General features: G+C 64.3%; 24 protein-coding genes and 1 tRNA gene. 9 read left to right on the top strand and 16 right to left on the bottom strand.

Translation table 11 applies throughout. The features are described from left to right. Positions 1-4: 4 nt before the first annotated feature. The 13 genes from KIT02_RS11790 to KIT02_RS11730 form a co-directional block, all read right to left on the bottom strand. Positions 5-1429, bottom strand: coding sequence for a peptidoglycan DD-metalloendopeptidase family protein (locus KIT02_RS11790; protein ID WP_297577906.1), 1425 nt, complete (start codon positions 1427-1429; stop codon positions 5-7). A gap of 121 nt (positions 1430-1550) precedes the next feature. Beyond that, positions 1551-2033, bottom strand: coding sequence for a 23S rRNA (pseudouridine(1915)-N(3))-methyltransferase RlmH (gene rlmH, locus KIT02_RS11785; protein WP_297577905.1), 483 nt, complete (start codon positions 2031-2033; stop codon positions 1551-1553). A 101-nt stretch (positions 2034-2134) separates the two neighbouring features. Continuing rightward, positions 2135-2527 (bottom strand): ribosome silencing factor, encoded by a 393-nt coding sequence (gene rsfS / locus KIT02_RS11780; protein WP_297577903.1) that lies wholly within the window; start codon positions 2525-2527, stop codon positions 2135-2137. A gap of 180 nt (positions 2528-2707) precedes the next feature. Further along, a complete protein-coding gene (locus KIT02_RS11775) occupies positions 2708-3346 on the bottom strand; it encodes a nicotinate-nucleotide adenylyltransferase (RefSeq protein ID WP_297577902.1) in 639 nt (212 codons plus the stop codon). Positions 3347-3527: 181 nt separating this feature from the next. Then, positions 3528-4808: a glutamate-5-semialdehyde dehydrogenase gene (locus KIT02_RS11770; protein ID WP_297577900.1), complete on the bottom strand. Its 1281-nt coding sequence runs from the start codon at positions 4806-4808 to the stop codon at positions 3528-3530. Next, positions 4805-5938 (bottom strand): glutamate 5-kinase, encoded by a 1134-nt coding sequence (gene proB / locus KIT02_RS11765; RefSeq protein ID WP_297577895.1) that lies wholly within the window; start codon positions 5936-5938, stop codon positions 4805-4807. The genes KIT02_RS11770 and proB overlap by 4 nt, the downstream gene beginning before the upstream one ends. Before the next feature lie 148 nt (positions 5939-6086). Beyond that, the gene (obgE, locus tag KIT02_RS11760) at positions 6087-7130 is read right to left on the bottom strand and encodes a GTPase ObgE (RefSeq protein WP_297577893.1); all 1044 of its coding nucleotides are present in this window, start codon (positions 7128-7130) and stop codon (positions 6087-6089) included. Then, the gene (locus KIT02_RS11755; protein WP_297577891.1) at positions 7127-7693 is read right to left on the bottom strand and encodes a GNAT family N-acetyltransferase; all 567 of its coding nucleotides are present in this window, start codon (positions 7691-7693) and stop codon (positions 7127-7129) included. Before KIT02_RS11755 ends, obgE begins: the two co-directional genes overlap by 4 nt. After that, positions 7684-8211, bottom strand: coding sequence for a GNAT family N-acetyltransferase (locus KIT02_RS11750; protein ID WP_297577889.1), 528 nt, complete (start codon positions 8209-8211; stop codon positions 7684-7686). The genes KIT02_RS11755 and KIT02_RS11750 overlap by 10 nt, the downstream gene beginning before the upstream one ends. Beyond that, complete coding sequence (locus KIT02_RS11745; RefSeq protein ID WP_297577887.1) at positions 8208-8738, bottom strand: GNAT family N-acetyltransferase; 531 nt, start codon at positions 8736-8738, stop codon at positions 8208-8210. The genes KIT02_RS11750 and KIT02_RS11745 overlap by 4 nt, the downstream gene beginning before the upstream one ends. A gap of 119 nt (positions 8739-8857) precedes the next feature. Continuing rightward, on the bottom strand, positions 8858-9124 hold the full coding sequence (rpmA, locus tag KIT02_RS11740) for a 50S ribosomal protein L27 (protein WP_297577884.1): 267 nt from the start codon (positions 9122-9124) through the stop codon (positions 8858-8860). A gap of 12 nt (positions 9125-9136) precedes the next feature. Beyond that, positions 9137-9808 (bottom strand): 50S ribosomal protein L21, encoded by a 672-nt coding sequence (locus KIT02_RS11735; protein ID WP_297577882.1) that lies wholly within the window; start codon positions 9806-9808, stop codon positions 9137-9139. A gap of 240 nt (positions 9809-10048) precedes the next feature. Beyond that, positions 10049-10825 carry an MBL fold metallo-hydrolase gene (locus tag KIT02_RS11730; protein ID WP_297577880.1) on the bottom strand — a complete coding sequence of 259 codons (777 nt, stop codon included), beginning with the start codon at positions 10823-10825 and terminating at the stop codon, positions 10049-10051. Positions 10826-11145: 320 nt separating this feature from the next. Here KIT02_RS11730 and KIT02_RS11725 point away from each other — a divergent pair. Beyond that, positions 11146-11235, top strand: a tRNA-Ser gene (locus KIT02_RS11725). Positions 11236-11430: 195 nt separating this feature from the next. Here KIT02_RS11725 and KIT02_RS11720 read toward each other — a convergent pair. The 3 genes from KIT02_RS11720 to KIT02_RS11710 all read right to left on the bottom strand — a co-directional run bounded on the left by KIT02_RS11720 (position 11431) and on the right by KIT02_RS11710 (position 14903). After that, entirely contained in the window at positions 11431-12801 is a 1371-nt protein-coding gene (locus KIT02_RS11720) for an aspartate aminotransferase family protein (RefSeq protein WP_297577878.1), read from the bottom strand. Between the two features lie 23 nt (positions 12802-12824). Further along, a complete protein-coding gene (locus KIT02_RS11715) occupies positions 12825-14300 on the bottom strand; it encodes an NAD-dependent succinate-semialdehyde dehydrogenase (protein WP_297577876.1) in 1476 nt (491 codons plus the stop codon). Positions 14301-14411: 111 nt separating this feature from the next. Further along, positions 14412-14903: an Lrp/AsnC family transcriptional regulator gene (locus KIT02_RS11710; RefSeq protein WP_297585256.1), complete on the bottom strand. Its 492-nt coding sequence runs from the start codon at positions 14901-14903 to the stop codon at positions 14412-14414. 68 nt (positions 14904-14971) lie between these two features. Here KIT02_RS11710 and KIT02_RS11705 point away from each other — a divergent pair, with 68 nt between their 5' ends. From KIT02_RS11705 to eutC, 8 genes are all read left to right on the top strand, one after another. Further along, positions 14972-16360: a PLP-dependent aminotransferase family protein gene (locus tag KIT02_RS11705; protein WP_297577874.1), complete on the top strand. Its 1389-nt coding sequence runs from the start codon at positions 14972-14974 to the stop codon at positions 16358-16360. A gap of 340 nt (positions 16361-16700) precedes the next feature. Next, positions 16701-17720 (top strand): TRAP transporter substrate-binding protein DctP, encoded by a 1020-nt coding sequence (dctP, locus tag KIT02_RS11700; protein ID WP_297577872.1) that lies wholly within the window; start codon positions 16701-16703, stop codon positions 17718-17720. Between the two features lie 64 nt (positions 17721-17784). Beyond that, positions 17785-18402 (top strand): TRAP transporter small permease, encoded by a 618-nt coding sequence (locus KIT02_RS11695; RefSeq protein ID WP_297577870.1) that lies wholly within the window; start codon positions 17785-17787, stop codon positions 18400-18402. Between the two features lie 9 nt (positions 18403-18411). Next, the gene (locus KIT02_RS11690) at positions 18412-19698 is read left to right on the top strand and encodes a TRAP transporter large permease (protein WP_297577868.1); all 1287 of its coding nucleotides are present in this window, start codon (positions 18412-18414) and stop codon (positions 19696-19698) included. A 9-nt stretch (positions 19699-19707) separates the two neighbouring features. After that, entirely contained in the window at positions 19708-20145 is a 438-nt protein-coding gene (locus KIT02_RS11685; RefSeq protein WP_297577865.1) for a universal stress protein, read from the top strand. A 30-nt stretch (positions 20146-20175) separates the two neighbouring features. After that, complete coding sequence (locus KIT02_RS11680; RefSeq protein WP_297577863.1) at positions 20176-20970, top strand: ectoine utilization protein EutA; 795 nt, start codon at positions 20176-20178, stop codon at positions 20968-20970. Continuing rightward, positions 20967-21944, top strand: coding sequence for a hydroxyectoine utilization dehydratase EutB (eutB, locus tag KIT02_RS11675; RefSeq protein WP_297577857.1), 978 nt, complete (start codon positions 20967-20969; stop codon positions 21942-21944). The genes KIT02_RS11680 and eutB overlap by 4 nt, the downstream gene beginning before the upstream one ends. Then, positions 21944-22930 carry an ectoine utilization protein EutC gene (gene eutC, locus KIT02_RS11670; protein ID WP_297577855.1) on the top strand — a complete coding sequence of 329 codons (987 nt, stop codon included), beginning with the start codon at positions 21944-21946 and terminating at the stop codon, positions 22928-22930. Before eutB ends, eutC begins: the two co-directional genes overlap by 1 nt. Positions 22931-22945: the final 15 nt, after the last annotated feature.

Below are 22945 nucleotides of genomic sequence, written 5' to 3'. Positions count from 1 at the left end.
GAGGCTATCCCGTCTGTTCACTTGTGGCCCACCACCCGTCCGGGTCGAAAGGCTCGTTGTTCTGTCTCAGCTCAATATAGAGGGTGGGCTGATCGTTTCCAGCATTGGTCGTCACTGATCGCCCGATTGTGCGCGATCCCATCGTGCCCAGCGGTTCACCCATGAGGACGAACTGGCCGGTCTGGGCCGAAATGGTCTCGAGCCCAGCCAGAAGGGCCGTGTAACCACCGCCGGTATTGAGAATGACAATCTGGCCATAATTGAGATAGGGCCCGGTATAGAGCACCCAGCCATCGGCGGGCGCCACCACCTGGGCCTCGGCGCGGGTGACGACCGACTGGCCATGGGCGATGCCGCCCAGCCCGTCATTGGCGCCGAATTCGACCACGGTCACGCCATTGGTGGGCGGCGCCAGATAGCCGCGCGCCAGCGGAAACGGCACGGCCGGTTCGGTGCGGGCGGCATTGGCAAAGGCAGTCTGGATCGCCTCGGGCGACAGGGCCGGCATGGCGCCGGGCGTGCTGGTGGCGGGGGCGGCCGTCGCACCGGCTGCGGCCTTCTCGCTGAGCGCCGCCACCAGTTCACGCAGGCTCGCGGCCTTTTCGGCCAGGGCCCTGGCCTCATCCTCTTCGGCGGCGAGGGCCGCGCTCATCTGGGTGATGCCCTGGCGGCGGGCCGCGATCAGGGTGGCGATGCGCAACTGTTCTTCTTCCAGCACGTCGTGATTGGCCTTGAGAACGGCCTCTTCCTCGAGGGCTGCGGCCTTGATGTCGGTCAATTGCTTGAGGTCGGCGGCCACCGCATCGGCCTTTTCGCGCAGTTGCGGCACGATGGCGGCGATCAGCATGGCGCCGCGCGCCGAACCCAGGGCATCGTCGGGGTCGACGATCAGGGCCGGTGGCGGGTTGAGCGAAATGCGTTCCAAAGCCGCCAGGACATTGGCGATTTCGGCATCGGCGCCGTCGAGACGCCCGCGCACGGCAAATTCGCGCACGATGAGGTCGGAGAGGCGTTCTTCGATATCGGTGATCTCGATTTCGGCCAGTTTGACCCGCTGCGCGGCCGCAATCAGCGCGGCGTTCTGCTGGGTGCGATCGCCTTCCATGTCGGCGATTTCGGCCTTGAGCGCTTCGATCCGCTCGCGGCTGAGGCTCAATGTGGCCTCCACCTCCTCAAGGTCGGAGGCATTGCTTTGTGCCGGTTCGGGATCGCTCGTCACGGCTTCTGCAGGCGCCGGTTCTGCGCCCTCCGGCAGGGGTTCTGCCGGCGTCTGGGTGGCCGGCACCGCGTCCGCTTCGGGGGCGGCCGTCGTCGTTTCGGCTGGGGCCGGAGCGGGATCGGTCTGCGCCAGCAAGGGCATGATCATGGCGCCGGACAGCAACAGGCCGGCCAGGGTCACGCTGACGGTTTTTGCTGGCCTCGTGGCCATGAACACTCCTCGGGCGCCCGAATCAATGGTTGGGACAATAGCAAGCAGGGGGCAAAGAGCCGGTTAACATTGCTTAACCATAATCACCTTTGCGGTAGCACACTGCTGGCGCTTGAGACCGCTAATCGCCGCGGTGATAGGGGTGTCCCGACAATATGGTGGTTGTGCGGTAGAGCTGCTCGGCCAGCATGATGCGCACCAGCTGATGCGGCCAGACCATGGGCGAGAAACTGACGACCAGGTCAGCCGATTTCACGAGGTCCGGGTCGATGCCGTCGGCGCCGCCGATGACAAAGCCGACAGCCGGCCGGCCGTCGTCGCGCCAGCGGCCGATCTGGGAGGCGAGGGCTTCAGATGTCAGCGCCTTGCCGCGCTCGTCCAGCGCCACCACGATGCCATCGGGCAGGGCGGCGCGGATGGCCCTGGCCTCCTCAGCCTTGCGGGAAGCGGCGGAGCCGGCGCGGGATTCGGAGAGTTCGGTGACGTCGAACCCGGTCAGTGCCAGGGGCTTGCCGGAGCCGGCGGCGCGGTCGAGGTAACGGGCCACAAGCTCGCGCTCTGGCCCGTTCTTCATTCGGCCGACGGCCGCGATGAACATGCGCATTTATGTGTCCCAGCGTGGCTGATTACCGTCGGGCCGGCTTCCGCGGGCAGAGCCGCACATGGATTCCGGCCTTCGCCGGAATGACCCGGTGGGTGAACCGATCAGTGCTGATCGGCCGAAAAATCGGCCTGCCACATCTTTTCGATGTTGTAGAACTCGCGCACTTCGGGGCGGAAGATGTGCAGGATGACGTCGCCGGCATCGACCAGGACCCAATCGGCATGCGGCAGGCCCTCGACACGCGGCTTGCCGTGGCCATTGTCGCGCAGGGCGGTAATGACCTGATCGGCGACGGCGGCGACGTGACGGTGCGAGCGTCCGGAGGTCACGACCATGTGGTCGGCCAGCGAGGACTTCCCGGTAATGTCGACGGCAACGGTCTCTTCGGCCTTGGCATCCTCGAGCGTGTCGAGAATGAGATCGATCAGCGGCTTGCCGGTGGCGGCCAGGGCCGCAGCTTCGGCGGGGCGGTTGTTGGTGGGCAGCGCGGCCATCAGAAACGGCCTTCCGCCCATGCGCGGGCATGGGTCATGCGAAAGTTGAGCATCCTTGGTTGTTGATCGGAATGTTGCGGCGTCGACTGAACGGCAAGCCGTCTGTTCCTGTTCCGGTGACAATGATCACACTTGGCCAATATGCGCCTTCTCGGCCGTTTTCGCAAGATCGGGCGCTGGTCACCCCGCCTTTGGGCCGCGCGCGGCGCGAATGGCGGTCGAGGAGAGGCTCGACTGCCGGCCCTGGAGATAGATCCAGGCGGGCGGCGCGGCCGAAGCCAGGAGCGGACCGTCACTTTCGTCGAGCTGGGCGTGGTCGAGCGTGGCTGCGGCTCGCGAGGCCAGGGCCCGGCGGCCCGAACCGGGTCGCACATAGACGGCAAAGGGGATCGCGGCGGCAATATCGCGCCAGCGTTCCCAGCGATGGAAATCGGCCAGGCTGTCGGCGCCCATGATCCAGACAAAGCGCCGCCCCGGCAGGCTCGTGGTGAGAAAGCGCACCGTCTGCCAAGTATAGGTGAAACCCTTTTCGGCCTCGAAGCCGGTGACGCGGATGCGCGGATCGGTGATGCGGGCGCGCGCGGCCAGCACCCGATCGGCGAGCGGGGGCAGGGCGGCATTGTTCTTGAGCGGGTTTCCGGGGGTGACCAGCACCCAGAGTGCATCGAGCTCCAGCCGGCGCAGGGTCTCCTCCATGACGAGCAGATGGCCCTCATGGATGGGATTGAACGAGCCGCCGAAAAGGCCAATGCGCATGCCCGGGGCGGAAGGCGGCATGGTGGTGATGCCCGGAATACGGATGGGTGCGCGCAGGGTCATGGAGTTTTCCGCCTTTCCTTCTCCCCTTGTGGGAGAAGGTGCCCCGCAGGGGCGGATGAGGGGCCTGCGATCTGACCTGTAGAGTTGAGCACGGGGAGAGAACCCCTCACCCGTCTCGGCCCTTGGCCGATCCACCCTCTCCCGCAAGGGGAGAGGGGAAGTGCGGAGTTCGTAGCCAGTCTCAAGGCCTTGTCTGCCCGTTGCCGCGGACGCGGTATTTGAAGCTGGTGAGCTGTTCGACGCCGACCGGGCCGCGGGCGTGCATCTTGCCGGTGGCGATGCCGATTTCGCCGCCGAAGCCGAACTCGCCGCCATCGGCGAACTGGGTCGAGGCATTGTGCACCAGGATGGCCGAGTCGATGCCGTTGAAGAACTTTTCGACCGCCTCGGCATCCTCGGCGATGATCGCCTCGGTGTGGTGGGACGAATAGTGCTCAATATGGGCGATGGCCGCCTCGAGGTTGTCGACGATTTTTACCGAGATGATCGCGTCCTCGTATTCGGTGCGCCAATCCTGCTCGGTGGCTTCCACGGCGTCGGGGATCATCGACAGGACGGTGGCGTCGCCACGGATTTCGCAGCCTTTTGCAACAAGCGCCGCGATGATGGGCTTGAGGTGGGTGGCCACCACATCCTTGTGCACCAGCAGGGTCTCGGCGGCGCCGCAAATGCCGGTGCGGCGCATCTTGGCATTGAGAGTGACGGAAACGGCTTTGTCGAGATCGGCGCTTTTGTCGATATAGACATGCACGAGGCCCTCGAGATGGGCAAAGACCGGCACGCGCGCCTCGGACTGGACGCGGGCGACCAGCGACTTGCCGCCCCGCGGCACGATGACATCGATATTGCCGTCGAGGCCCTTGAGCATCTCGCCAACGGCGGCGCGGTCGGTGGTGGGCACCAGCTGCACGCATTCGACCGGCAGGCCAGCCAGATGCAGGCCATCGAGCAGGCAATCGACAATGGCGGTCGAGGAATGGAAGCTGTCGCTGCCGCCGCGCAGGATGACGGCATTGCCCGACTTGATGCAGAGCGCTCCGGCGTCGGCGGTGACATTGGGGCGCGATTCAAAGATCACGCCGATGACGCCGAGCGGGGTACGGACGCGCTCGATATGGAGGCCATTGGGCCGGTCCCATTCGGCAATGACCGAACCGACCGGATCGGGCAGTTCGGCTATGGTCTTGACCGCCTCGATGATGCCGTCGATGCGCGCATCGGTCAGAAGCAGCCGGTCGAGGAAGGCGCCGGAAATGCCCTTCTCCCTGGCCGCGGCCATGTCGATCTCGTTGGCGGCGAGAATTTTCTTGCGGTGGGCATTGATGGCGCCGGCCGCCGTCATCAGCGCCGTGCGCTTCTGTTCGGACGTGGCGATCTTCAGCGCATTGGCGCCCAGGCGCGCATTGCGGCCGATCTCGCGCATGGTCTGGGCAATATCTGCAGTGGCTTGAATGGCGCTCATGAGGCCAGTTCCTCCTTGTTGCCCGTCAGGACCATATTGTCGCGATGGACCATTTCGGCGCGATTGCCGGCGCCGAGCAGTTCAACCACGGCATCGCTTTTCTTGCCCATGACCAGACGGGCGTCGGCGCTGTCGAGGCCGGAAAGGCCACGGGCGATTTCGCTGCCGTCGGGGCCAAGGACGGCAATGGTGTCGCCGCGCTCGAAGTCGCCGGTGATCCGGGTGACGCCGACGGGGAGGAGCGAGCGGCCGTTCTTGAGCGCACCGGCGGCGCCGGCATCGACCTGCACCGTGCCGGCGACGGCCAGCGTGCCCATGATCCAGCGTTTGCGCGATTGGGCGCGCGTGGTGGTGGCGTGAAAGAGCGTGTGCAAGCCGCCCTCGGCGAGCTTTTGCAGCGGATGGGCCTCGGTGCCCCTGGCGATGATCATGGCGGTGCCGGCCAAGGTGGCGATCTTGCCGGCCTCGACCTTGGTGGTCATGCCGCCGCGCGAGAGGTGGCTGGCCGCGCCGCCCGCCATGGCCTCGATGGCCGGGGTGATGCGCTCGACCACGGGAATATGGGTTGCCGAGGGGTCGCGGGCCGGCGGGGCGGTATAGAGGCCATCAATGTCGGAGAGCAGGACCAGCAGGTCCGCCTCGATCATGGTGGCGACGCGGGCCGAGAGCCGGTCATTGTCGCCATAGCGGATTTCGGCGGTGGCGACGCTGTCATTCTCGTTGATGATGGGAATGGCGCCCAGCCCCAGCAACGTCTGGATGGTGGTGCGGGCATTGAGATAGTAGCGCCGCTCTTCGGTGATATTGGGGGTGATGAGGATCTGCCCGGTGACGATGGCGTGGCGGCCCAGGGCCTCGGCCCAGGCCTGGCTCAGGGCGATCTGGCCGGCGCTGGCGGCGGCCTGGGATTGCTCGAGCGTCAGGGACGTGGCCGAAAGACCAAGCAGGCCCCGGCCGAGCGCGATGGCACCGGAGGAGACGATGACAATCTCGCGGCTTTCCGCCTTGAGCGCGGCGATGTCCGCAGCGAGGCCGGCGAGCCAGGAGGCGCGCAGCTTGCCGGCTTTGTCGACCAGAAGGGCCGAGCCGATCTTGATGGTGATGCGGCGATAGGGGGCGAGGGGGGTCATCTACTCTGTTCCGCGAGAAAACACGGCGTCCTTCCCGCGAAAGCGGGAACCTCCGTTCCCGATCGGGCCAAAAGGCAACAGGGGTTCCCGCTTTCGCGGGAATGACCGCGTTGTTTGACCCGGCTGTTGACGATCGGGGAGGAAAAGGTCACGGCGTCCATTTTTCCTCGGTGGCCTTCTTTTCCAGTTCCGCGATTTCGGCCTTGTCGGCGTCGAGGAAATTGAGCACGTCCCAGAGCACCTGTTCGACGCCGGCGCCACTGACGCCGGACACGAGGCGCACCTCGGCCTTGCTGGCTTTTTTCAGCGCCTTGACCTTGGCCTTGATCTCGTCGTCGCTGAGGGCGTCGACCTTGTTGAGCACGACGATCTCGGCCTTGTCGGCCAGGACATCGGCATAGGCGGCCAGTTCGTGCCGCACTGCCTTATAGACATGGGCAACGTCTTCATTGGTGCCATCGATGAGATGGATCAGAATATTGCAGCGCTCGATATGGCCCAGGAACCGGTCACCGATCCCCACGCCCTCGCTGGCCCCCTCGATGAGGCCGGGAATATCGGCGAGGACGAATTCGCGCTCGCCGACACGCACCACGCCCAGGTTCGGGTGCAGGGTGGTGAAGGGATAGTCGGCGATCTTGGGCTTGGCGGCCGAGACGGCGGCGAGGAAGGTGGATTTTCCCGCATTGGGCTGGCCGACGAGACCGGCATCGGCGATGAGCTTCAGGCGCAGCCAGATGCCCTTTTCGATGCCTTCCTGGCCGGGATTGGCCCGGCGCGGCGCCTGGTTGGAGCTGGTCTTGAAATAGGCATTGCCGAAGCCGCCATTGCCGCCCTTGAGCAGGACCACGCGCTGGCCGATCTCGGTGAAGTCGGCGATCAGGGTTTCCTGGTCTTCCTCGAAGATCTGCGTGCCCTTGGGCACGCGCAGCACGATATCCTCGCCATCGGCGCCGGTGCGGTTCTTGCCCATGCCATGCACGCCCGTTCCGGCGCGGAAATGCTGCTGGTAGCGGAAGTCGATGAGGGTATTGAGGCCTTCGGTGCAGACGGCGATGACATCGCCGCCGCGTCCGCCATTGCCACCATCGGGGCCGCCGAACTCGATGAACTTCTCGCGGTGGAAACTGACGGCGCCGCCGCCGCCGGAGCCGGACTTGATATAGACCTTGGCCTGGTCGAGGAACTTCATGAGCGTGATGCCTGTCGCATGTGCTGGAAACGCTCTCGCGTCAATTGGGTGTCGATATGCTCCACCTCGGCGCCGCGTGCAAGGCAGAGCAGGCTCGAGCGGCCGGTTTCGGTGAAGCCGAGCTTGGTCTGGATGGCGAGCGAAGCGGCGTTGAAATAGAAAACGCCGGAGCGGATGGTGGCAAAATCGCTGGCGGAAAACAGCCAGTTTATGGCCGCCTCGACCGCCTCGGACATGATGCCCTTGCCCCAGAAGGGGCGGCCCAGCCAATAGCCCACGCCGGGCTCCTCGCCCTGCATGTGAAAGCCGAGATGGCCGACATAGCCCATGCCATCGACCTCGATGGTGAAATTGGCTTCGCCGGGCTGGGTCTGGCCCTGCCGGCTGCGAATCCAGGCGCGGGCATCGCTGAGATGATAGGGAAAGGGCACGCGGGCCAGATTGCCCGATACCTCGAAATTGTTCAGATGCCGGGCAATGTCGGGCGCGTCCTCCATGCGCGGCGCGCGCAAGACCAGCCGGCGGGTCCGCAGCACCGGCGTCGTCGGCTCTGTCAGGCGCATAGCGAGGGCCTCCGCGATTGCCAGCCGGATCGGGACAGGCTGGTCAGCACGTGATCGATATTGTGCTGCAGGCATTGAGAAAACCGCATTTGCCGGCCGGTTTCAACAAAGCCGAGCTTGGCCTGGACACGCAGGGAGGCCAGGTTACCGGCCTGGGCCGAACAGGCGATCGCATCGGCCGCGGTGGCGGCGAAATGCCAGTCGATCAACGCGCCCGCCGCTTCGGTGACATAGCCGCGTCCCCAATGCGGCCGCGCCAGCCAGAAGCCGAGCTCGTCCAAAAGCGTGACGCAACCGATGAGGCCCCGGCGGGGATGCTCGATGATGAACAGCGCCCGCTCCGGGGTGGGCTCGGGCACCTGGCGCAGCCAGTCGCTGGCCATGGGCAGGCTATAGGGAAAGGGCAGGGCGCTGAGCCAGCGGGCGACGTCGTAGTCGCCGACGCCCAGGGCATAGGAGGGGGCATCATCGGGCCGGGCCGGACGCAGGATGAGGCGGGATGTGCGCAGCTCGGTCATCTGGGGTCGAGCTCCTGCCTGAACAGGACCATGGTGCGGCCGGCGAGGTTGTTGGCGGTCTCGATGGCCGTGCCGGTTTCGACAAAGCCGGTCTTGGCCAGAACCTTCCTCGAGCCGGCATTGTCGAGAAGGGCACGCGAGCCCAGGGCCCCGGCCCCTGCCGCCCGGGCGGCGGCAACGAGGGCCTGGGCGGCCTCGGTGGCGTAGCCATGGCCCCAATAAGGTTCGCCCAGCCAATAGCCGAGCTCGGGCACCGCGCCGGGCGAAAAGGTGAGACCGACGACGCCGATGAAGTCATCGCCGCGACGCAGGCCGTAGCAGGCCTCGGTGTCGCTGGGCACGATGTGTTCGATGAAGAAGCGGGCGTCTTCGGCCGTATAGGGGAAGGGCAGCCGCGCCATCCATTTGTGGACGTTTTTATTGTTGCACAATGCCGCGATGGCGGGCGCATCGGCCATTGTGGGGGTGGACAGGACCAGCCGCTCGGTGCGCAGGGTTGCGGGCAGATAATGCTTGATGCTGGTCATGATGGTGTTTCCAGAAACGAAAAGGGGAACCGGTGGACCCGGTTCCCCTTTGCATCTGCTGGTTGTCGCCAAACACGCCGGGGAACAAGGTCACCGGCGGGTTGGTCAGGCCTGCCGGATTATTCGGCGGCCTCTGCCGGGACGACAGACACGTGCACTTTGCTGTTCGCACGGGTGCGGAACGAGACATTGCCGTCGATCAGGGCATAGATGGTGTGGTCCTTGCCCAGGCCAACACCGGTGCCCACGGCCCACTTGGTGCCGCGCTGACGGATGATGATATTGCCGGCGACGACAGCTTCGCCACCGAACTTCTTGACGCCGAGACGACGGCCAGCGGTATCACGACCGTTGCGGGATGAACCGCCTGCTTTCTTATGTGCCATGGTCTAAGCTCCTTATTCCTTGTCGGCCTTGGCGCGCGGACCCTTGCCGGCGACAAGATCCTTGGCCTGAGCGATCCATTCTTCACGCTCGATACGGCCCTTGAAGTTCAGCACTTCGTCGAACTTGGCCACGTCTTCGGCGGTCCAGTCGGCGATCTGCTTGAGGCTGGTCACACCGGCGTCGTGCAGCTTCTTTTCGAGAGCCGGGCCGACGCCACCGATCAGCTTGAGGTCGTCCTTGAACTCGGCTGCCGGAGCAGACGCTGCCTTGGCGGCCTTGGCCTTGGGTTCGGCCTTCGCTTCAGCCTTGGCTTCCGCCTTCTTGGCCGGGGCCTTTTCGGCCTTGGCGGCTGCCTTAGCGGCAGGCTTGGCGCCGCCGGTCAGGATTTCGGTGATGCGGACGGTGGAGAGCAGCTGACGGTGACCGTTGCGGCGGCGCGAATTGTGGCGGCGACGCTTCTTGAAGATGATGACGGTCTTGCTCTTCTTGGTCTCGACCAGCTCGCCGGCCACCAGAGCGCCTTCCACCAGCGGAGCGCCGATGGTGTCGCCAACCATGAGAACCTGGTCAAAGGTGACCACGTCACCGGCCTCGGCCTCGAGCTTTTCGATCTTGATGACGTCGTTGGCAGCAACCTTGTACTGCTTCCCGCCCGTCTTGATAACGGCGAAAGTCATATTCATGCCGGCAGGTTTTCCCGACCGGTCCCTATCTGTCGCGCTCTGTGGCGCCGCGGCTTTCGTGCCAGTTCCGCGGGCTTTTCAGAAGTCGGGGCCGAATGAGTTCCGGCCGGCAGCCTCGAGCAGCGTTTTCAAACAAAACCAGCGCACCGGACGGACCGGTGCGCAGATGGCGTGGCTTATCGGGGCAAAAGGGCCAAGAGTCAAGCCGCGATTGCGCCAGGTAGGGGACCGGCCCGGCGATCAGCCGGCATTGGGATACCAGTTGCGCAGCCGCAGCTCGATCCCCTCTTCGAGATCGGTTTCAAGCGGGGCCAGATCGCTGTCGCCATAATGATAGGGATAGATGATCGTCGGCTTGAAGGTGTTGATCGCCTCCACCGCCTGTTCGGGGGTCATGGTATAGGGCAGGTTCATGGGCAGGAAGGCCACGGTGATGCCGCTGAGGCCCAGCATGTCCTCGGTCGGTTCGGTATCGCCGGCAATATAGACCTGGGCGTCCCCGAAGGTGAGCACATAGCCATTGCCCACCCCGACCGGATGATAATTCATGCGGTCTTCGGTGGTGTTGTGGGCGGCAATGGCGCGAATGGGCACATCGGTGATGGTGCCGTCATCGCCATTGGCGAGCGCGGTGGCATTGGCCTTGAGCGTCTCGGGCAGTTTGCCGAACACATCCTGGTTGGTGATGAGCGGCGCGGAGCCGGCAATGGCCTCCAGGGTCGGCAGGTCGAAATGATCGCCGTGACCATGGGTGATGAGAATGGCCGTGGGGGCGGGAAGACCGGCATAGAGTTCGGCGCCACCGACCGGGTCGACATAGATGGCTCCGCCATTCCATTCCAGGACCAGGCTGGCATGATCGACCGGGTGGATGACGAGATCGCCGGCGCTGGTGCTGATTGTGTCGGCCATGACGGTGTCCTGTGCGCGGGTTGCAGCGGATAGGCCCAGATTGACGGCCAGCCCGGAAATGGGCAAGCCCGCCATGGCCGTGATGATGGTACGACGCGTGACCATAGGTTTACCCCGTGGAAAATGGATTTCGACCTGAGTGCAACGCATGGCGGGCAGAATGGATCGGCCCTGCACGCGATCGTGAGCGGAAAGCTCGGGCCGGGAGCGGCCAAATTTTCGACGCTGCGCCGGCTAAAGCATTTCTCGTTCTGATTGAATCAGAACGAGTGCTCTAGATTGTTGATTTGTCACGTTTTCGAACCGGAAAAGTGGTGTCCACTTTTCCTGAAAACGCTCTAGGGGGAGTTGCGGGCTGGCTTCCGCTATGTCATAAGCCGCCGCGTATCAACCACGGGCGGCCTGCGGCTGTCTTTCGATCTCGCGGAGAGATGGCAGAGCGGTTGAATGCACCGCACTCGAAATGCGGCATAGGGGCAACTCTATCGGGGGTTCGAATCCCTCTCTCTCCGCCAGTCCTTCCGGTCATTTCCTGAATGCAAATGCGCAAACGCCGTCGCCATGGCAACCATGCGCATCAATGCGTGCGCTTGCGCGACTGGCCGGCATCCGGGCTGGGCGTGTCGATGCTGCGGGGCCCGTGCGGCCCCGCGTAGTGGCTGTGATCCAGGCAGTTGGCGCCCGTGGGGCGGGCTGCGCTTTGGAAGGGCCTAGCCCAGCACGTCCTTGACCGCCCCGGACATGGCGTCCACCACCTTGGCGGCTTCCTCGCGGGTGATGCAGAGGGGTGGTGCAAAGCCGATGATGTCGCCTTGCGGCATGGCGCGGGCAATGACGCCGCGCTTGACGAGCGCTGCCGCGATCTGCGGCCCCACCTTTCGGTCGGGATCGAAGAACGTGCGGGTGTCCCGGTCGGCGACGAACTCCACCGCCACTAACAGCCCCTCGCCGCGAATGTCGCCGACATGCGGATGATCGCCCAGCGCGTCCCGCATCGCCGCAAGGAACCAGGCGCCGGTGTTGGCGGCATTGGCGACCAGGCCGAGCGAATCCACCAGTTCGAGATTGGCAATGCCCGCAGCCGCCCCGATAGGATGGGCGGAATAGGTCCAGCCGTGCCCGATCGGGCCGAACTCGTCGGTGCCCTGTTCCAGGACCGACCAGACCTTGCTCGAAATGATCGAGCCCGACAGTGGCGCGTAGGCCGAGGTCAGTCCCTTGGCGATGGTGATGATATCGGGTTCGATGCCGTAATGGGTCGAGCCGAACATGGATCCGAGCCGGCCGAAGCCGCTGACCACTTCATCCGCGATCAACAGGATATCGTGCCTTTGCAGCACCTCCTGGATGGCAGCCCAATAGCCCTCGGGCGGCGGAACCAGCCCGCCGGTTCCCAGTGCCGGCTCGCCGATGAACGCGGCAATGGTGCCGGCACCCTCGGCGGCGATCAAGGCTTCCAGCTCGGCGACGCAATGGGCCACGAATTCGGCCTCGCCCAGCGCCAGGTCATCGCGACGGAAATAGTAGGGCGCCTCGGTATGCAGGACCTGCGCAAGGGGCAGGTCGAACTTCTTGTGGAAGAGGCCCAGACCAGTCAGCGAACCGGTCATGAGGCCGGAGCCATGGTAGCCGCGCCAGCGCGAGATGATCTTCTTCTTTTCCGGGCGCCCCAGCACGTTGTTGTAGTACCAGACCAGCTTGATATTGGTTTCGTTGGCATCGGACCCGGAAAGTCCGAAATACACCTTGGACATATTGGCCGGCGCGCGCTCGAGGATCATCCGGGCCAGGGTGATCGAGGCCTCCGTGCCGTGCCCGACATAGGCGTGGTAATAGGCCAGCTTGCGCGCCTGTTCGGCAATGGCCTCGGCAATCTCGCTGCGCCCGTAGCCGACATTGACGCAGTAGAGGCCGGCAAAAGCATCCAGCAGCCGGTTGCCGTCACGATCCTCGATATAGACGCCGGAGCCGCCGGTGATGATCCGGTTGGGCGTTTCGCCGCGGGCGTGCTGCGCCAAATGGGTGGAGGGATGGAAGAAAAAGTCCCGGTCCCACTGGGAGAGCTGGTCATTCGAAAGCATTTGCCTTGCCTTTCTGTTCTTGGTCAGGCCCAGTCGCGGCAGACATATTTGACCTCGGTGAAGGCCTCCATGCCCAGCCGGGAGCCTTCCCGTTCAATTCCGGATTGTTTCATGCCGCCAAAGGGGATCGGCGCCCCGGTCACCTTTGTGCGGTTGACTGCCACCATGCCGAACTGGAGGGCGCGGCTGGCGCGATAGATGCGCCGGGGATTTTGCGTATGGAGATAGGCCACCAACCCGTATTCGGTGGCATTTGCGGCTGCCAGAACCTCTTCTTCGCTGTCGAAGGGCACGATTGCGGCAACCGGGCCGAAGGTTTCCTCGCTCATGATCAGTGCCTCGGGCGCGACGTCTGCCAGGACCGTGGGTTCGAAGAAGAGCGGACCCTGTTTGCCGATCTTGCCGCCGGTGAGGACGCGCGCGCCGCGACGTACCGCGTCGTCGACGTGCTGGCGCTGCTTGGCCACGGCCTTTTCGTTCATCAGCGGGCCGATATCGGGGTCGTCCATGCCTGCGCCAAGCGTGAGCCTGGCTGCCCGGCGTGCGAATTCGGCACAGAAGGCATCGTATATCGGGCGCTCGACAAAGAACCGGTTGGCGCCCAGGCAGTCCTGCCCGGAGGTGGCGAACTTGGCCTTTATGGCCTCGTCCACGGCCTGATCGAAATCGGCGTCGGCAAACAGGATGAACGGGGCATGGCCGCCCAGTTCGAGGACCAGGCGCTTCACCGTTTCGGCAGACCGCCGGTAGAGAAGCTTGCCGACCTGGGTTGAACCGGTGAAGGACAGGGCGCGGACCCGTGCGTCGCCGAGCCAGGGCTCCACCACTTTGGAGGCTTCCCCGGTGACGACGTTGAAAACGCCTGCCGGCAATCCGGCGCGCTCGCCAAGTTCGGCCAGGGCCAATGCCGAAAACGGCGTTTCCGCCGAGGGGTGAACAATCACGGTGCAGCCGGCAGCAAGGGCCGCCGCCGCCTTTCGCGTGATCATCGCCGAGGGGAAGTTCCAGGGCGTGATCAGTGCCGCAACGCCCAGGGGCTCGCGCCAGACTTCCACCTCGGCATCGGGCAGGTGGGACGTTACGCTTTCGATATTGGGGCGCTTGGCCTCTTCGGAATAGAACTGGATGAACGAGGCTGCATAATTGATCTCGCCCCGCGCCTCGGAGATCGGTTTGCCCTGCTCGAGGGTCATTATGCGGGCCAGGTCCTCGCGATTGGCGAGCAGCAGTTCGTACCAGCGGTAGAGGATGGCTGCCCGCTCCTGCGGGAGTTTGCTGGCCCAGGGCCCAAAGGCCTGATCGGCGGCATCCACGGCCGCGGCACTCTCGTGTTCGACCAGGCTTGCAACATTGCCCACAAGGGCGCCGTCGGCAGGATTGGTCACGGCAATGGTGCTGGCGGCTTCCGCGCCCACCCAGCGGCCGCCGATATAGGCGAAACTCTTGAGCAGGCCCGGATCATCCAGGCACACTGCCGATTTCTGCAAATGAACGCTCATGCCTGCACCTCGGTCCGCGGATGGTGTCAGGCTAGTGCCGGGTGCGCAGAGAATGTTTCTGAACAGGCGGCGGCTGGCAGAGAATTTCTCTGTTTGCGCCCGCGCTGGCAGTCACTCTCTCGCCCGGGCCCCGAGCAGCAGCTCGAGCGGAGGCACGCCGGTGCCTTTGATGTGCTTGGTCACCACATAGGTGAAATAGCGGCTGAGCCCGGCCTTGCGGCTCAGCAGGTCATCGATCAGCCGCTGATAGGCGTCGATGTCGGTGGTAATCACCTGAAAGAGGTAGTCGAACCCGCCACCCAGGGCCCAGCACTGGGTGATTTCGTCATAGAGCCCGATGGCTCTTTCAAAGGCGGTCATGGTCTCGGCGCGGTGATTGTCGAGTTCGGCCAGCACGAGGACGGTCACGTGCGGAGCAATGCCGGCCAGCGCGATTTCGGCGCGATAACCCTTAATCAGTCCGGCCTTTTCCAGCCGCTGCAGCCGCTCCCAGCATGGGGTAGGGCTGAGGTGGACGCGCCGGGCCAGCTCGGTCTTGGAGATGCGGCCTTCCTGAGCAAGGATGGATAGCAGGCGAATGTCGCGATCATCGAGCTTCAGCATGGCCATGCGGCGTTGTGCGGCAGGGATGCGGACTTGTCAATTGTATTGAGACTTGCCATGACTAGATCATGACAATCTGGCCACCCAAACGTCAGGACCTGCGCCGCCCCACCTATCGTTCGCTCGCCGACAGCGTGGTGAGCGCCGTCCGGGCGGGAGAGTTGCGGTCCGGGGATCGGCTGCCGACGCACCGGCAACTGGCATATGATCTCGGGGTCAGCGTGCAAACGGTGAGCCGCGCCTATGAGGATCTGATCCGGCGCGGGATCATCGCGGGCGAGGTCGGGCGCGGCACCTATGTCCGCGCCGTGCCGGAGGAAACGCGGACACCCTATCTGCCCGAGCGGCAATATGGCGCCATCATCGATTGCTCGATGCTGAAGCCGGTTTTTGACGACCTGCACGACCAGGCTATGCGGCGCATGTTGCGGGACCTGGGCGAGAAGCTCCCGGCCAGCGTGGTGTCGTCATTCCGGCCTTCGGTGGCCTGGCACAATTGCCGGCCGGCGGCGCTCAGGTGGCTCAGCACATGCGGTGTCGATGTGGCCAATCAGGGTGTCCTGCTCACCAATGGCAGCACCTCGGCCATGTCCATCGCGCTGATGACCGGCATGAGCCACGGCGACCTGATGCTGACCGAGGATCTGACCCACCACACCCTCAAGCCGCTGGCGGACTATCTTGGGGTGCGGGCCCGCGGGGTCGAGGCGGACGATCAGGGCATGGTGCCCGAGGCACTCGAGCGGGCCTGCCAGCTCTGGGCGCCGAAACTCATCTATCTGATGCCCACCGGGCTCAATCCGCGCGCCCTGGTGATGAGCCGCCAGCGCCGTGAGCAGATCGTGGACATTGCGCGCCGGTACAATCTGGTCATCGTCGAAAACGATGCGTGGGGACCGCTCCATCCTGCCCGTCCGGATCCGGTCGTGACCCTGGCTCCCGAGCGCACGTTCTATTTCACCTCCCTGTCGAAGTGCCTCATGCCGGGAATTCGCATGGGGTTTCTGGTCGTGCCCGAAACCTATGAGTCGGCTGCCGCCAACCGTCATCTGGTGACCAATTGGTCGGTGACGCCCCTCATGGCGGAGATCAGTTCCCGCTGGATCATGGATGGCACGGCCGAGCGCTTCGTGGCCTGGCAGCGCGACGCGCTGGAGGACCGCAACATCCGGGCGCGGCGGTTGCTGCAGGACATGCCAATTCGTTCAAGTCCGAGCGGCATGCATGTCTGGATGCCCATTCCCGCCCCCTGGAGCGAAGACGATTTTGTTGCCCATGCGCGTCTGCACGGGGTAGCGGTGGCTCCGGGCGGGTCCTTTGCCATCGAGCGCGGCTCTCCCCATGCGGGCGTCCGTATCTGCCTGGGCGCCGCCACGGTGGATGAACTGGAACTGGGCCTCAAAGTCTTGTCCCGCCTCGCGCGCAGTCGCCCCGAGCCGGCTCTGCTGACGATCTGAAGCGCGCGGGCGAGTGGTGCGGTCGATTGCGAGTCGATGGCCAAAGCAAATTGTCATGATTTAATAATCGCATTGACTCTCAATTATCCCTGTTTCACGCTGTCCAAGTCAGAACAATCTGGGGCCAGCAGTTCAATTTGTGCTGGTTTCGACGAGGACTGCCAGTCGGCGACGGACCTGATTGTCCCGCCGGCTCTTTGGGGTGGGGTCGCACGTTGACCGGCCTTGCCGCATGGATCCGTTGAGCCGCGCCAGGCGCAGTTCACGCTTATTGCTGGCTGTACCGGCCAGGCGCGTGCAGGCGCCGCCGGACGCTGAGACACAAGGGAGATGCGATCTCATGACAACGACCAAGAAGTACTGGACGGGTGGTGTTGCCGCTATTGCGCTGATGGCGGCAGGGACCAGCTCGGCGGTGGCCGATACCTGGCGCTACGCATTCGAGGAGGCGCTCGACGAAGTGCAGGGCGTGTTTGCCCAGAAGTTCAAGGAAGAGGTTGAAGCCAATTCCGACCATGAGATCCAGCTGTTTCCCTATGGGACGCTTGGCGAGTCGGCCGACATCATGGAGCAGACCCAGGATGGTATCCTGCAATTTGTTGACCAGTCTCCGGGCTTCACCGGCGCGCTGATCCCCGAGGCCCAGGTCTTTTTTGTCCCCTATCTGCTGCCCAAGGATCAGGAGGCCCTCAACGCCTTCTTCCGCAATTCGGTCGCCATCAACGAGATGTTCCCCGAACTCTATGCCGAACAGGGGCTCGAACTGCTGACCATGTTCCCCGAAGGCGAGGTCTGCATGACCACCAAGGGGCCGGTCGCGTCTCCGGCTGACCTCAACGAGGTCAAGTTCCGCGTCATGACCAATCCGCTGCTCGTTGAAAGCTACAAGGCATTTGGTGCAACGCCCACGCCGCTTGCGTGGGGCGAAGTCTATGGCGGGCTGCAGACCAACATCATCCAGGGCCAGGAAAACCCGATGTTCTTCATCGAGTCGACCAAGATGTATGAGGTGACGGACTACATCACCTGCGCCGGCCACAATAATTTCACCACGGCGGTCATGGCCAATAGCGACTTCTTCGCGGGCCTTTCGCCCGAAGACCAGGCCATGATCCAGGCGGCGATCGACGCGGCCTTCGATCACATCCTCGAATACCAGCAGGGCCTGCACCAGGAATCGATCGACAAGGTCATGGCTGCCAAGCCCGACATGACCGTCACGGTGCTGACCGACGAGCAGCGGCAGCCCTTCATGGACTCCGCAGCCTCCGTCGAGGCCGCCTTCATCGACATGACCGGTGACAGCGGCAAGGCCATTCTCGACCAGATGAAGGCCGATCTGGCTGCCGTGGCGAACTAGCCAAAAGGGGCGCGGAGGTCATCCGCGCCCCGCTTCTGCGGTTCAACCTGATCGGGGACAGACCTTGACCGATGCACCACCGCCAGCCACGCCGACCGGCCCGGTAACCGAGCAGAGCGACCTCTCCGGCTATCGCTCGACGCTTCCCGGGGTGCTCGGCATCATCGATGTCGCCATCTGCCGGATCGAATCGGTGCTGCTGGCGACCGGCGTCCTGCTCATGGCGGCCAATACGATCGCAAATGTGCTTGGGCGGTTCGTGTTCCGGAACAGCATCTTCTTTTCCGAAGAGCTGAACCGCATCCTCATCATCCTCATCACCTTCGCCGGCATCAGCTACGCAGCGCGTCACGGCCGGCATATCCGGATGTCGGCAATCTATGATGGATTGCCCTCGCGATTGCGCAAGGCGCTGATGGTGGCCATGTCGCTCATCACGGCGCTGCTGATGTTCGGGCTCGCCTGGTATGCAACGCAATACATCCTCACCCTCTTCGGCCGCGGGCGGGTTCTGCCAGCGCTGCAGATACCGGTATGGACAATATTTCTCTGGGTACCGGCCGGGTTTTTCATGACCGGTCTGCAGTATCTGCTGACGGCCATAAAGAACATTCGGGAAAAAGACATCTATCTCTCGACCAATGTGCTCGAGGGCTATGACGAGTCGGAAGTCGAGATCTGAGGACGTATCATGGCCATTTTGATCTTTTCCATCATGATCGTATTGCTGCTTCTCGGCTTTCCGATGATGATTCCGCTGCTGGTCGGGGCGGCGGTCGGGTTCCTGACCCTGTTCGGGGGCCTCGACCAGATGGAAACCATGGTCCAGCAGATGATGGCCGGCATCCGCCCCGCGTCGCTGATCGCGGTTCCCATGTTCATCTTTGCCGCTGACATCATGACCCGGGGCCAGTCGGCGGGGCGGCTGATCGATCTGGTCATGTCATTCGTGGGGCACCTGCGCGGAGGCCTCGCCATATCGACCGCGGCGGCCTGCACCATGTTCGGCGCGGTTTCGGGATCGACCCAGGCGACAGTTGTCGCAATCGGCGGCCCGCTGCGGCCGCGGATGCAGAAGGCCGGTTACAACGACAGCTTCATCCTGGCGCTGATCGTCAATGCTTCGGACATTGCCTTTCTCATTCCCCCCTCGATCGGCATGATCATCTATGGGGTGGTATCGAGTACCTCGATTTCCGAACTTTTCATCGCCGGCGTCGGGCCTGGCCTGCTGATCCTGCTGCTGTTTTCGATCTATTCCTGGTTCTACGCCGTGCGTCACAATGTGCCCACCGAGCCGCGAGCCAGCTGGCGCGAGCGGTTGACGGCGCTGCGCAAGGCACTCTGGCCGATGGGATTTCCGCTGATCATCATCGGCGGCATTTACGGCGGCGTATTCAGCCCGACCGAGGCTGCGGCCGCCTGCGTCCTCTACGCCCTGATTCTCGAAGTTGTTGTCTTCCGGACGCTGAGCCTCAAAGGCGTTTACGACACCGCCAAGTCCACCGGCCTGATCACCGCCGTGGTGTTCATCCTGGTTGCGGCAGGGGCCGCCTTCTCCTGGGTGATTTCGTTCGCGCAGATCCCGCAGGAAATCCTTGCCGGCATTGGTATCGATCAGATGGGGCCGACAGCCGTGCTGTTCGTCATCTCGATCGCCTTCTTCATCGGCTGCATGTTCGTTGATCCCATCGTTGTCATCCTTGTCCTTGTGCCGATCTTCGCGCCTGTGGTGGAATCGGTGGGGCTCGATCCGGTCCTGGTGGGCACGATCATCACCCTGCAGGTGGCGATCGGTTCGGCAACGCCGCCCTTCGGCTGCGATATCTTCACCGCGATAGCCGTGTTCAAGCGCCCCTATATCGAGGTCATTCGCGGCACGCCGCCCTTCATCATCATTCTGCTGGGTGTGTCCGTGGCGCTGATCTTCTTCCCGCAGATTGCCCTGTTCCTGCGGGACCTGGCCTTCGCCAAATAGGAGCCGACCGTGTTCAAGACCATTCTGGTTCCGTTTGACGGCTCAAAGGGCGCAGAGGGCGGGCTCGACAAGGCCATTGAAATCGCCCGGCACGGCGATGCCCAACTCCTGGTGCTGACGGTATTCCGGCACCATTCCATGCTTGAAGCCTCGTTCTCGATGGTGCGGCCGGCCGATCCGGAGAACATGGACGACATCATGCGCGATCATGCCAAGACCGTTGCCGACCACGCAAAGAACCGGGCGCGCGAGGCGGGCGTCGCGGACGTCCGCGCCTTTGTGAAGCCGGGCCAGCCGGCCCGCACCATTGTCAGTTTCGCCCGGGAAAAGAAGGCGGATTTGATCGTGGTTGGCAGTCGCGGAGCCGGTTCGGTGGAAGGGTTCCTGCTCGGCAGCGTTTCCCACAAGGTGACCAGTCTGGCGCAATGCCCCGTCCTGGTCGTTTGAGCGGTGGCGCATGGATAGGGGCGGCCGCGCATGACATCGGGAACCGAGATAACCCAGACTTCGAGGCCGCAGCTCGACGGCGAACGTGACCACGCCCGCTTTGGCCTGATCGCGCTGGCCACCGACCTCACCACCGAGGGGGACTTCCGCCGCATGATGCCGGCGAAGACTGCCGTCCACACGTCGCGAATTCCGTTCGAAAATCCCACCACGCCGGAAAATCTCAGGCGCATCGCCCCCCACCTTACCGAGGCCGCAGCCCTGCTGGTGCCGGGCGTGCCACTTGGAGCCATCTGCTTTTCCTGCACCTCGGCCTCGGCCACGATCGGCGACGACACGGTCACCGGCGCCATCCAGAGCGGCCGGCCGGGCGTGCCGGTGGTGACGCCGACCGGCGCTGCCCTCCTGGCGATGTCGGCCCTCAATGTGGCCCGCATTGCCATTCTGACGCCCTATATCAAATCGACCAGCGAACAGGTGGCTGGCTATTTTGAAGCCCGGGGGCTGTCCGTATCGCGCCTCAGCTGCTTCGGCCTCGAGGACGACCGCGAGATGGCGCGGGTGAGCCACCGGTCCATTGTCGAGGGCGCCCTGGCGCTGGATTCGACGGATGCCGAAGCGCTGTTCCTGTCCTGCACGGCGCTCCCGGCCGTCGGTGTCGTAGCCGAAATCGAGAAGCTGACCGGCAAGCCCGTGATCACGTCCAATCAGGCCAGTCTTTGGGCCATGATGAGGCTGGGGGGGCGGGCGTCCTACAGGCCGCGCAAGTGGGGACGCCTGTTCTCCCTCGACCTGCCTGCTATCCCTGCGGGAGGAGCGGCATGACGGCCGGCGCGCTGGTTCCGATCGAGGACATTCGGGCGGCGCGGTCGCGCATCGCCACCACGGTCCGCACCACGCCGGTCAAACTGTCTCCCAGCCTGCAGCAGCGCGCCGGGGTTCCGGTGCATCTCAAGCTCGAACATCTCCAGGTCACCGGCAGCTTCAAACTGCGCGGCGCCGCCAATGCCGTGGCGCGGCTGGGCGCCGATGAAAAGGCCGCTGGAGTGGTGGCGGCGTCGACCGGCAATCACGGCCGCGCCCTGGCCCATGCTGCGCGGCGCGCCGGGATCAGGTGCTGCATCTGCATGTCCGACCTGGTGCCGCAGGTGAAGGTCGACGGCATCCGGGCGCTTGGCGCCGATGTCAGGATCGTCGGGCATTCGCAGGACGATGCGCAGGAAGAAGTCGACAAGCTGGTCGAGACGGGAATGACGATGATCCCGCCATTCGACCATGCCGATGTCATCGCCGGGCAGGGCACGCTGGGGCTCGAAATCTTGGAGCAGGTGCCTGATCTGGCGCAGCTCGTGGTGCCCCTGTCGGGCGGCGGGCTGATCGCGGGGGTGGCTGCTGCTGCCAAGGCGGTCAATCCCTCGATCCGCGTGACCGGCGTGTCGATGGAGCGCGGGGCCGCCATGGCTGCGAGCCTGGACGCCGGACGGCCGTTGCAGGTCGAGGAACTGGAGACGCTCGCAGATTCCCTCGGTGGCGGCATTGGGCTGGCCAATCGCTACACCTTTGCCATGACGCAGGCTCTGGTCGACGAGACCATCCTGCTCACCGAAGCCGAGATCGCGGCGGGGATCCACCACGCCTATTGGCAGGAGCGGCAGGTGGTCGAAGGCGCCGCCGCGGTGGGCATTGGCGCGCTTCTGGCCGGAAAGCTGGCCTGCGAGGGCGCTGTTGGCCTGATCCTCAGCGGCGGCAATATCGACATGGGCCAGCACCATCATGTCATCAGTGGCAGGGCCGGCTGATGGCGCATGTGAGGATCATCACCGAAGCCGAACTGCGCCAGTGCATGCCGCTCGATGCCGCGGCCATCGCCTGCGTCGAGAATGGGTTTTGGGCACTGGCGGGCGGCACCGTCTCGATGCCGCCGGTGCTGAGCCTCGCCATTCCCGACCACAATGGCGAAGTCGATGTCAAAACCGCCTACGTGCCGGGCCTGGATGGCTTTGCCATCAAGGTGTCTCCCGGCTTTTTCGACAATCCCCAATTGGGCCTGCCCAGCACCTCCGGGTTGATGATGGTGTTCTCGAGCCGTACCGGACAATTGCAGGCGCTGCTGCTCGACAATGGCTATCTCACCGATGTGCGTACGGCGGCTGCCGGTGCCGTGGCGGCCAAGCATCTGTCGCGGGCAAACGCCGAGGCCGTCTGCGTCATGGGTGCAGGCATGCAGGCGCGCCTGCAATTTCTGGCACTTTGCCTTGTCCGTCCCATCCGCAGGGGGGTGGTCTGGGCGCGCGATCCGGCAAGGGCACAGGCAGCGGCGGAATGGCTGGCCGGCGAGACGGGCGTGCCTGTTCGCGTCGAGGTGGATGCGGAACGGGCCGTGGCCGGCGCCGATGTCATCGTGACGACGACGCCCTCGACACAGCCGATCCTGATGGCCGACTGGCTGCGGCCGGGCCAGCACGTCACCGCCATGGGCTCGGATCAGCACGGCAAGAACGAGATCGACCCGACCGCCCTGGTTCTGGCGGACTGCTATGTGTCCGACAGGCAGTCGCAGGCTATGGATCTGGGTGAACTGCGCAGCGCCATTGCCGCCGGACTGGTGTCCCCCGAACGCCGTTTTGCCGAACTCGGCGACATCGTCACCGGGGCTGCGACAGGGCGCGGTGGAGATGACGACATCACGATCGCGGACCTGACCGGGACCGGCGTGCAGGACACGGCCATTGCCACAATGGCGCTTGAGCGCGCCAGGGCGGCCGGTTTCGGACAAAATTTCTGATGTGTGAGAAACGAC

This window comes from Devosia sp., assembly GCF_025809055.1.
Classification (GTDB): Bacteria; Pseudomonadota; Alphaproteobacteria; order Rhizobiales; family Devosiaceae; genus Devosia.
Note: the sequence above shows the minus strand (reverse complement) of the source record. Positions and strands in the feature narration are given on the sequence as shown.

Excerpts from the sequence above, each read along its gene's own strand:
- KIT02_RS11790 (WP_297577906.1), bottom strand. The coding sequence starts at position 1,429 with ATGGCCACGAGGCCAGCAAAAACCGTCAGCGTGACCCTGGCCGGCCTG.
- rlmH (WP_297577905.1), bottom strand. The coding sequence starts at position 2,033 with ATGCGCATGTTCATCGCGGCCGTCGGCCGAATGAAGAACGGGCCAGAG.
- rsfS (WP_297577903.1), bottom strand. The coding sequence starts at position 2,527 with ATGGCCGCGCTGCCCACCAACAACCGCCCCGCCGAAGCTGCGGCCCTG.
- KIT02_RS11775 (WP_297577902.1), bottom strand. The coding sequence starts at position 3,346 with ATGACCCTGCGCGCACCCATCCGTATTCCGGGCATCACCACCATGCCG.
- KIT02_RS11770 (WP_297577900.1), bottom strand. The coding sequence starts at position 4,808 with ATGAGCGCCATTCAAGCCACTGCAGATATTGCCCAGACCATGCGCGAG.
- proB (WP_297577895.1), bottom strand. The coding sequence starts at position 5,938 with ATGACCCCCCTCGCCCCCTATCGCCGCATCACCATCAAGATCGGCTCG.
- obgE (WP_297577893.1), bottom strand. The coding sequence starts at position 7,130 with ATGAAGTTCCTCGACCAGGCCAAGGTCTATATCAAGTCCGGCTCCGGC.
- KIT02_RS11755 (WP_297577891.1), bottom strand. The coding sequence starts at position 7,693 with ATGCGCCTGACAGAGCCGACGACGCCGGTGCTGCGGACCCGCCGGCTG.
- KIT02_RS11750 (WP_297577889.1), bottom strand. The coding sequence starts at position 8,211 with ATGACCGAGCTGCGCACATCCCGCCTCATCCTGCGTCCGGCCCGGCCC.
- KIT02_RS11745 (WP_297577887.1), bottom strand. The coding sequence starts at position 8,738 with ATGACCAGCATCAAGCATTATCTGCCCGCAACCCTGCGCACCGAGCGG.
- rpmA (WP_297577884.1), bottom strand. The coding sequence starts at position 9,124 with ATGGCACATAAGAAAGCAGGCGGTTCATCCCGCAACGGTCGTGATACC.
- KIT02_RS11735 (WP_297577882.1), bottom strand. The coding sequence starts at position 9,808 with ATGAATATGACTTTCGCCGTTATCAAGACGGGCGGGAAGCAGTACAAG.
- KIT02_RS11730 (WP_297577880.1), bottom strand. The coding sequence starts at position 10,825 with ATGGTCACGCGTCGTACCATCATCACGGCCATGGCGGGCTTGCCCATT.
- KIT02_RS11720 (WP_297577878.1), bottom strand. The coding sequence starts at position 12,801 with ATGCTTTCGAATGACCAGCTCTCCCAGTGGGACCGGGACTTTTTCTTC.
- KIT02_RS11715 (WP_297577876.1), bottom strand. The coding sequence starts at position 14,300 with ATGAGCGTTCATTTGCAGAAATCGGCAGTGTGCCTGGATGATCCGGGC.
- KIT02_RS11710 (WP_297585256.1), bottom strand. The coding sequence starts at position 14,903 with ATGCTGAAGCTCGATGATCGCGACATTCGCCTGCTATCCATCCTTGCT.
- KIT02_RS11705 (WP_297577874.1), top strand. The coding sequence starts at position 14,972 with ATGACAATCTGGCCACCCAAACGTCAGGACCTGCGCCGCCCCACCTAT.
- dctP (WP_297577872.1), top strand. The coding sequence starts at position 16,701 with ATGACAACGACCAAGAAGTACTGGACGGGTGGTGTTGCCGCTATTGCG.
- KIT02_RS11690 (WP_297577868.1), top strand. The coding sequence starts at position 18,412 with ATGGCCATTTTGATCTTTTCCATCATGATCGTATTGCTGCTTCTCGGC.
- KIT02_RS11680 (WP_297577863.1), top strand. The coding sequence starts at position 20,176 with ATGACATCGGGAACCGAGATAACCCAGACTTCGAGGCCGCAGCTCGAC.
- eutB (WP_297577857.1), top strand. The coding sequence starts at position 20,967 with ATGACGGCCGGCGCGCTGGTTCCGATCGAGGACATTCGGGCGGCGCGG.
- eutC (WP_297577855.1), top strand. The coding sequence starts at position 21,944 with ATGGCGCATGTGAGGATCATCACCGAAGCCGAACTGCGCCAGTGCATG.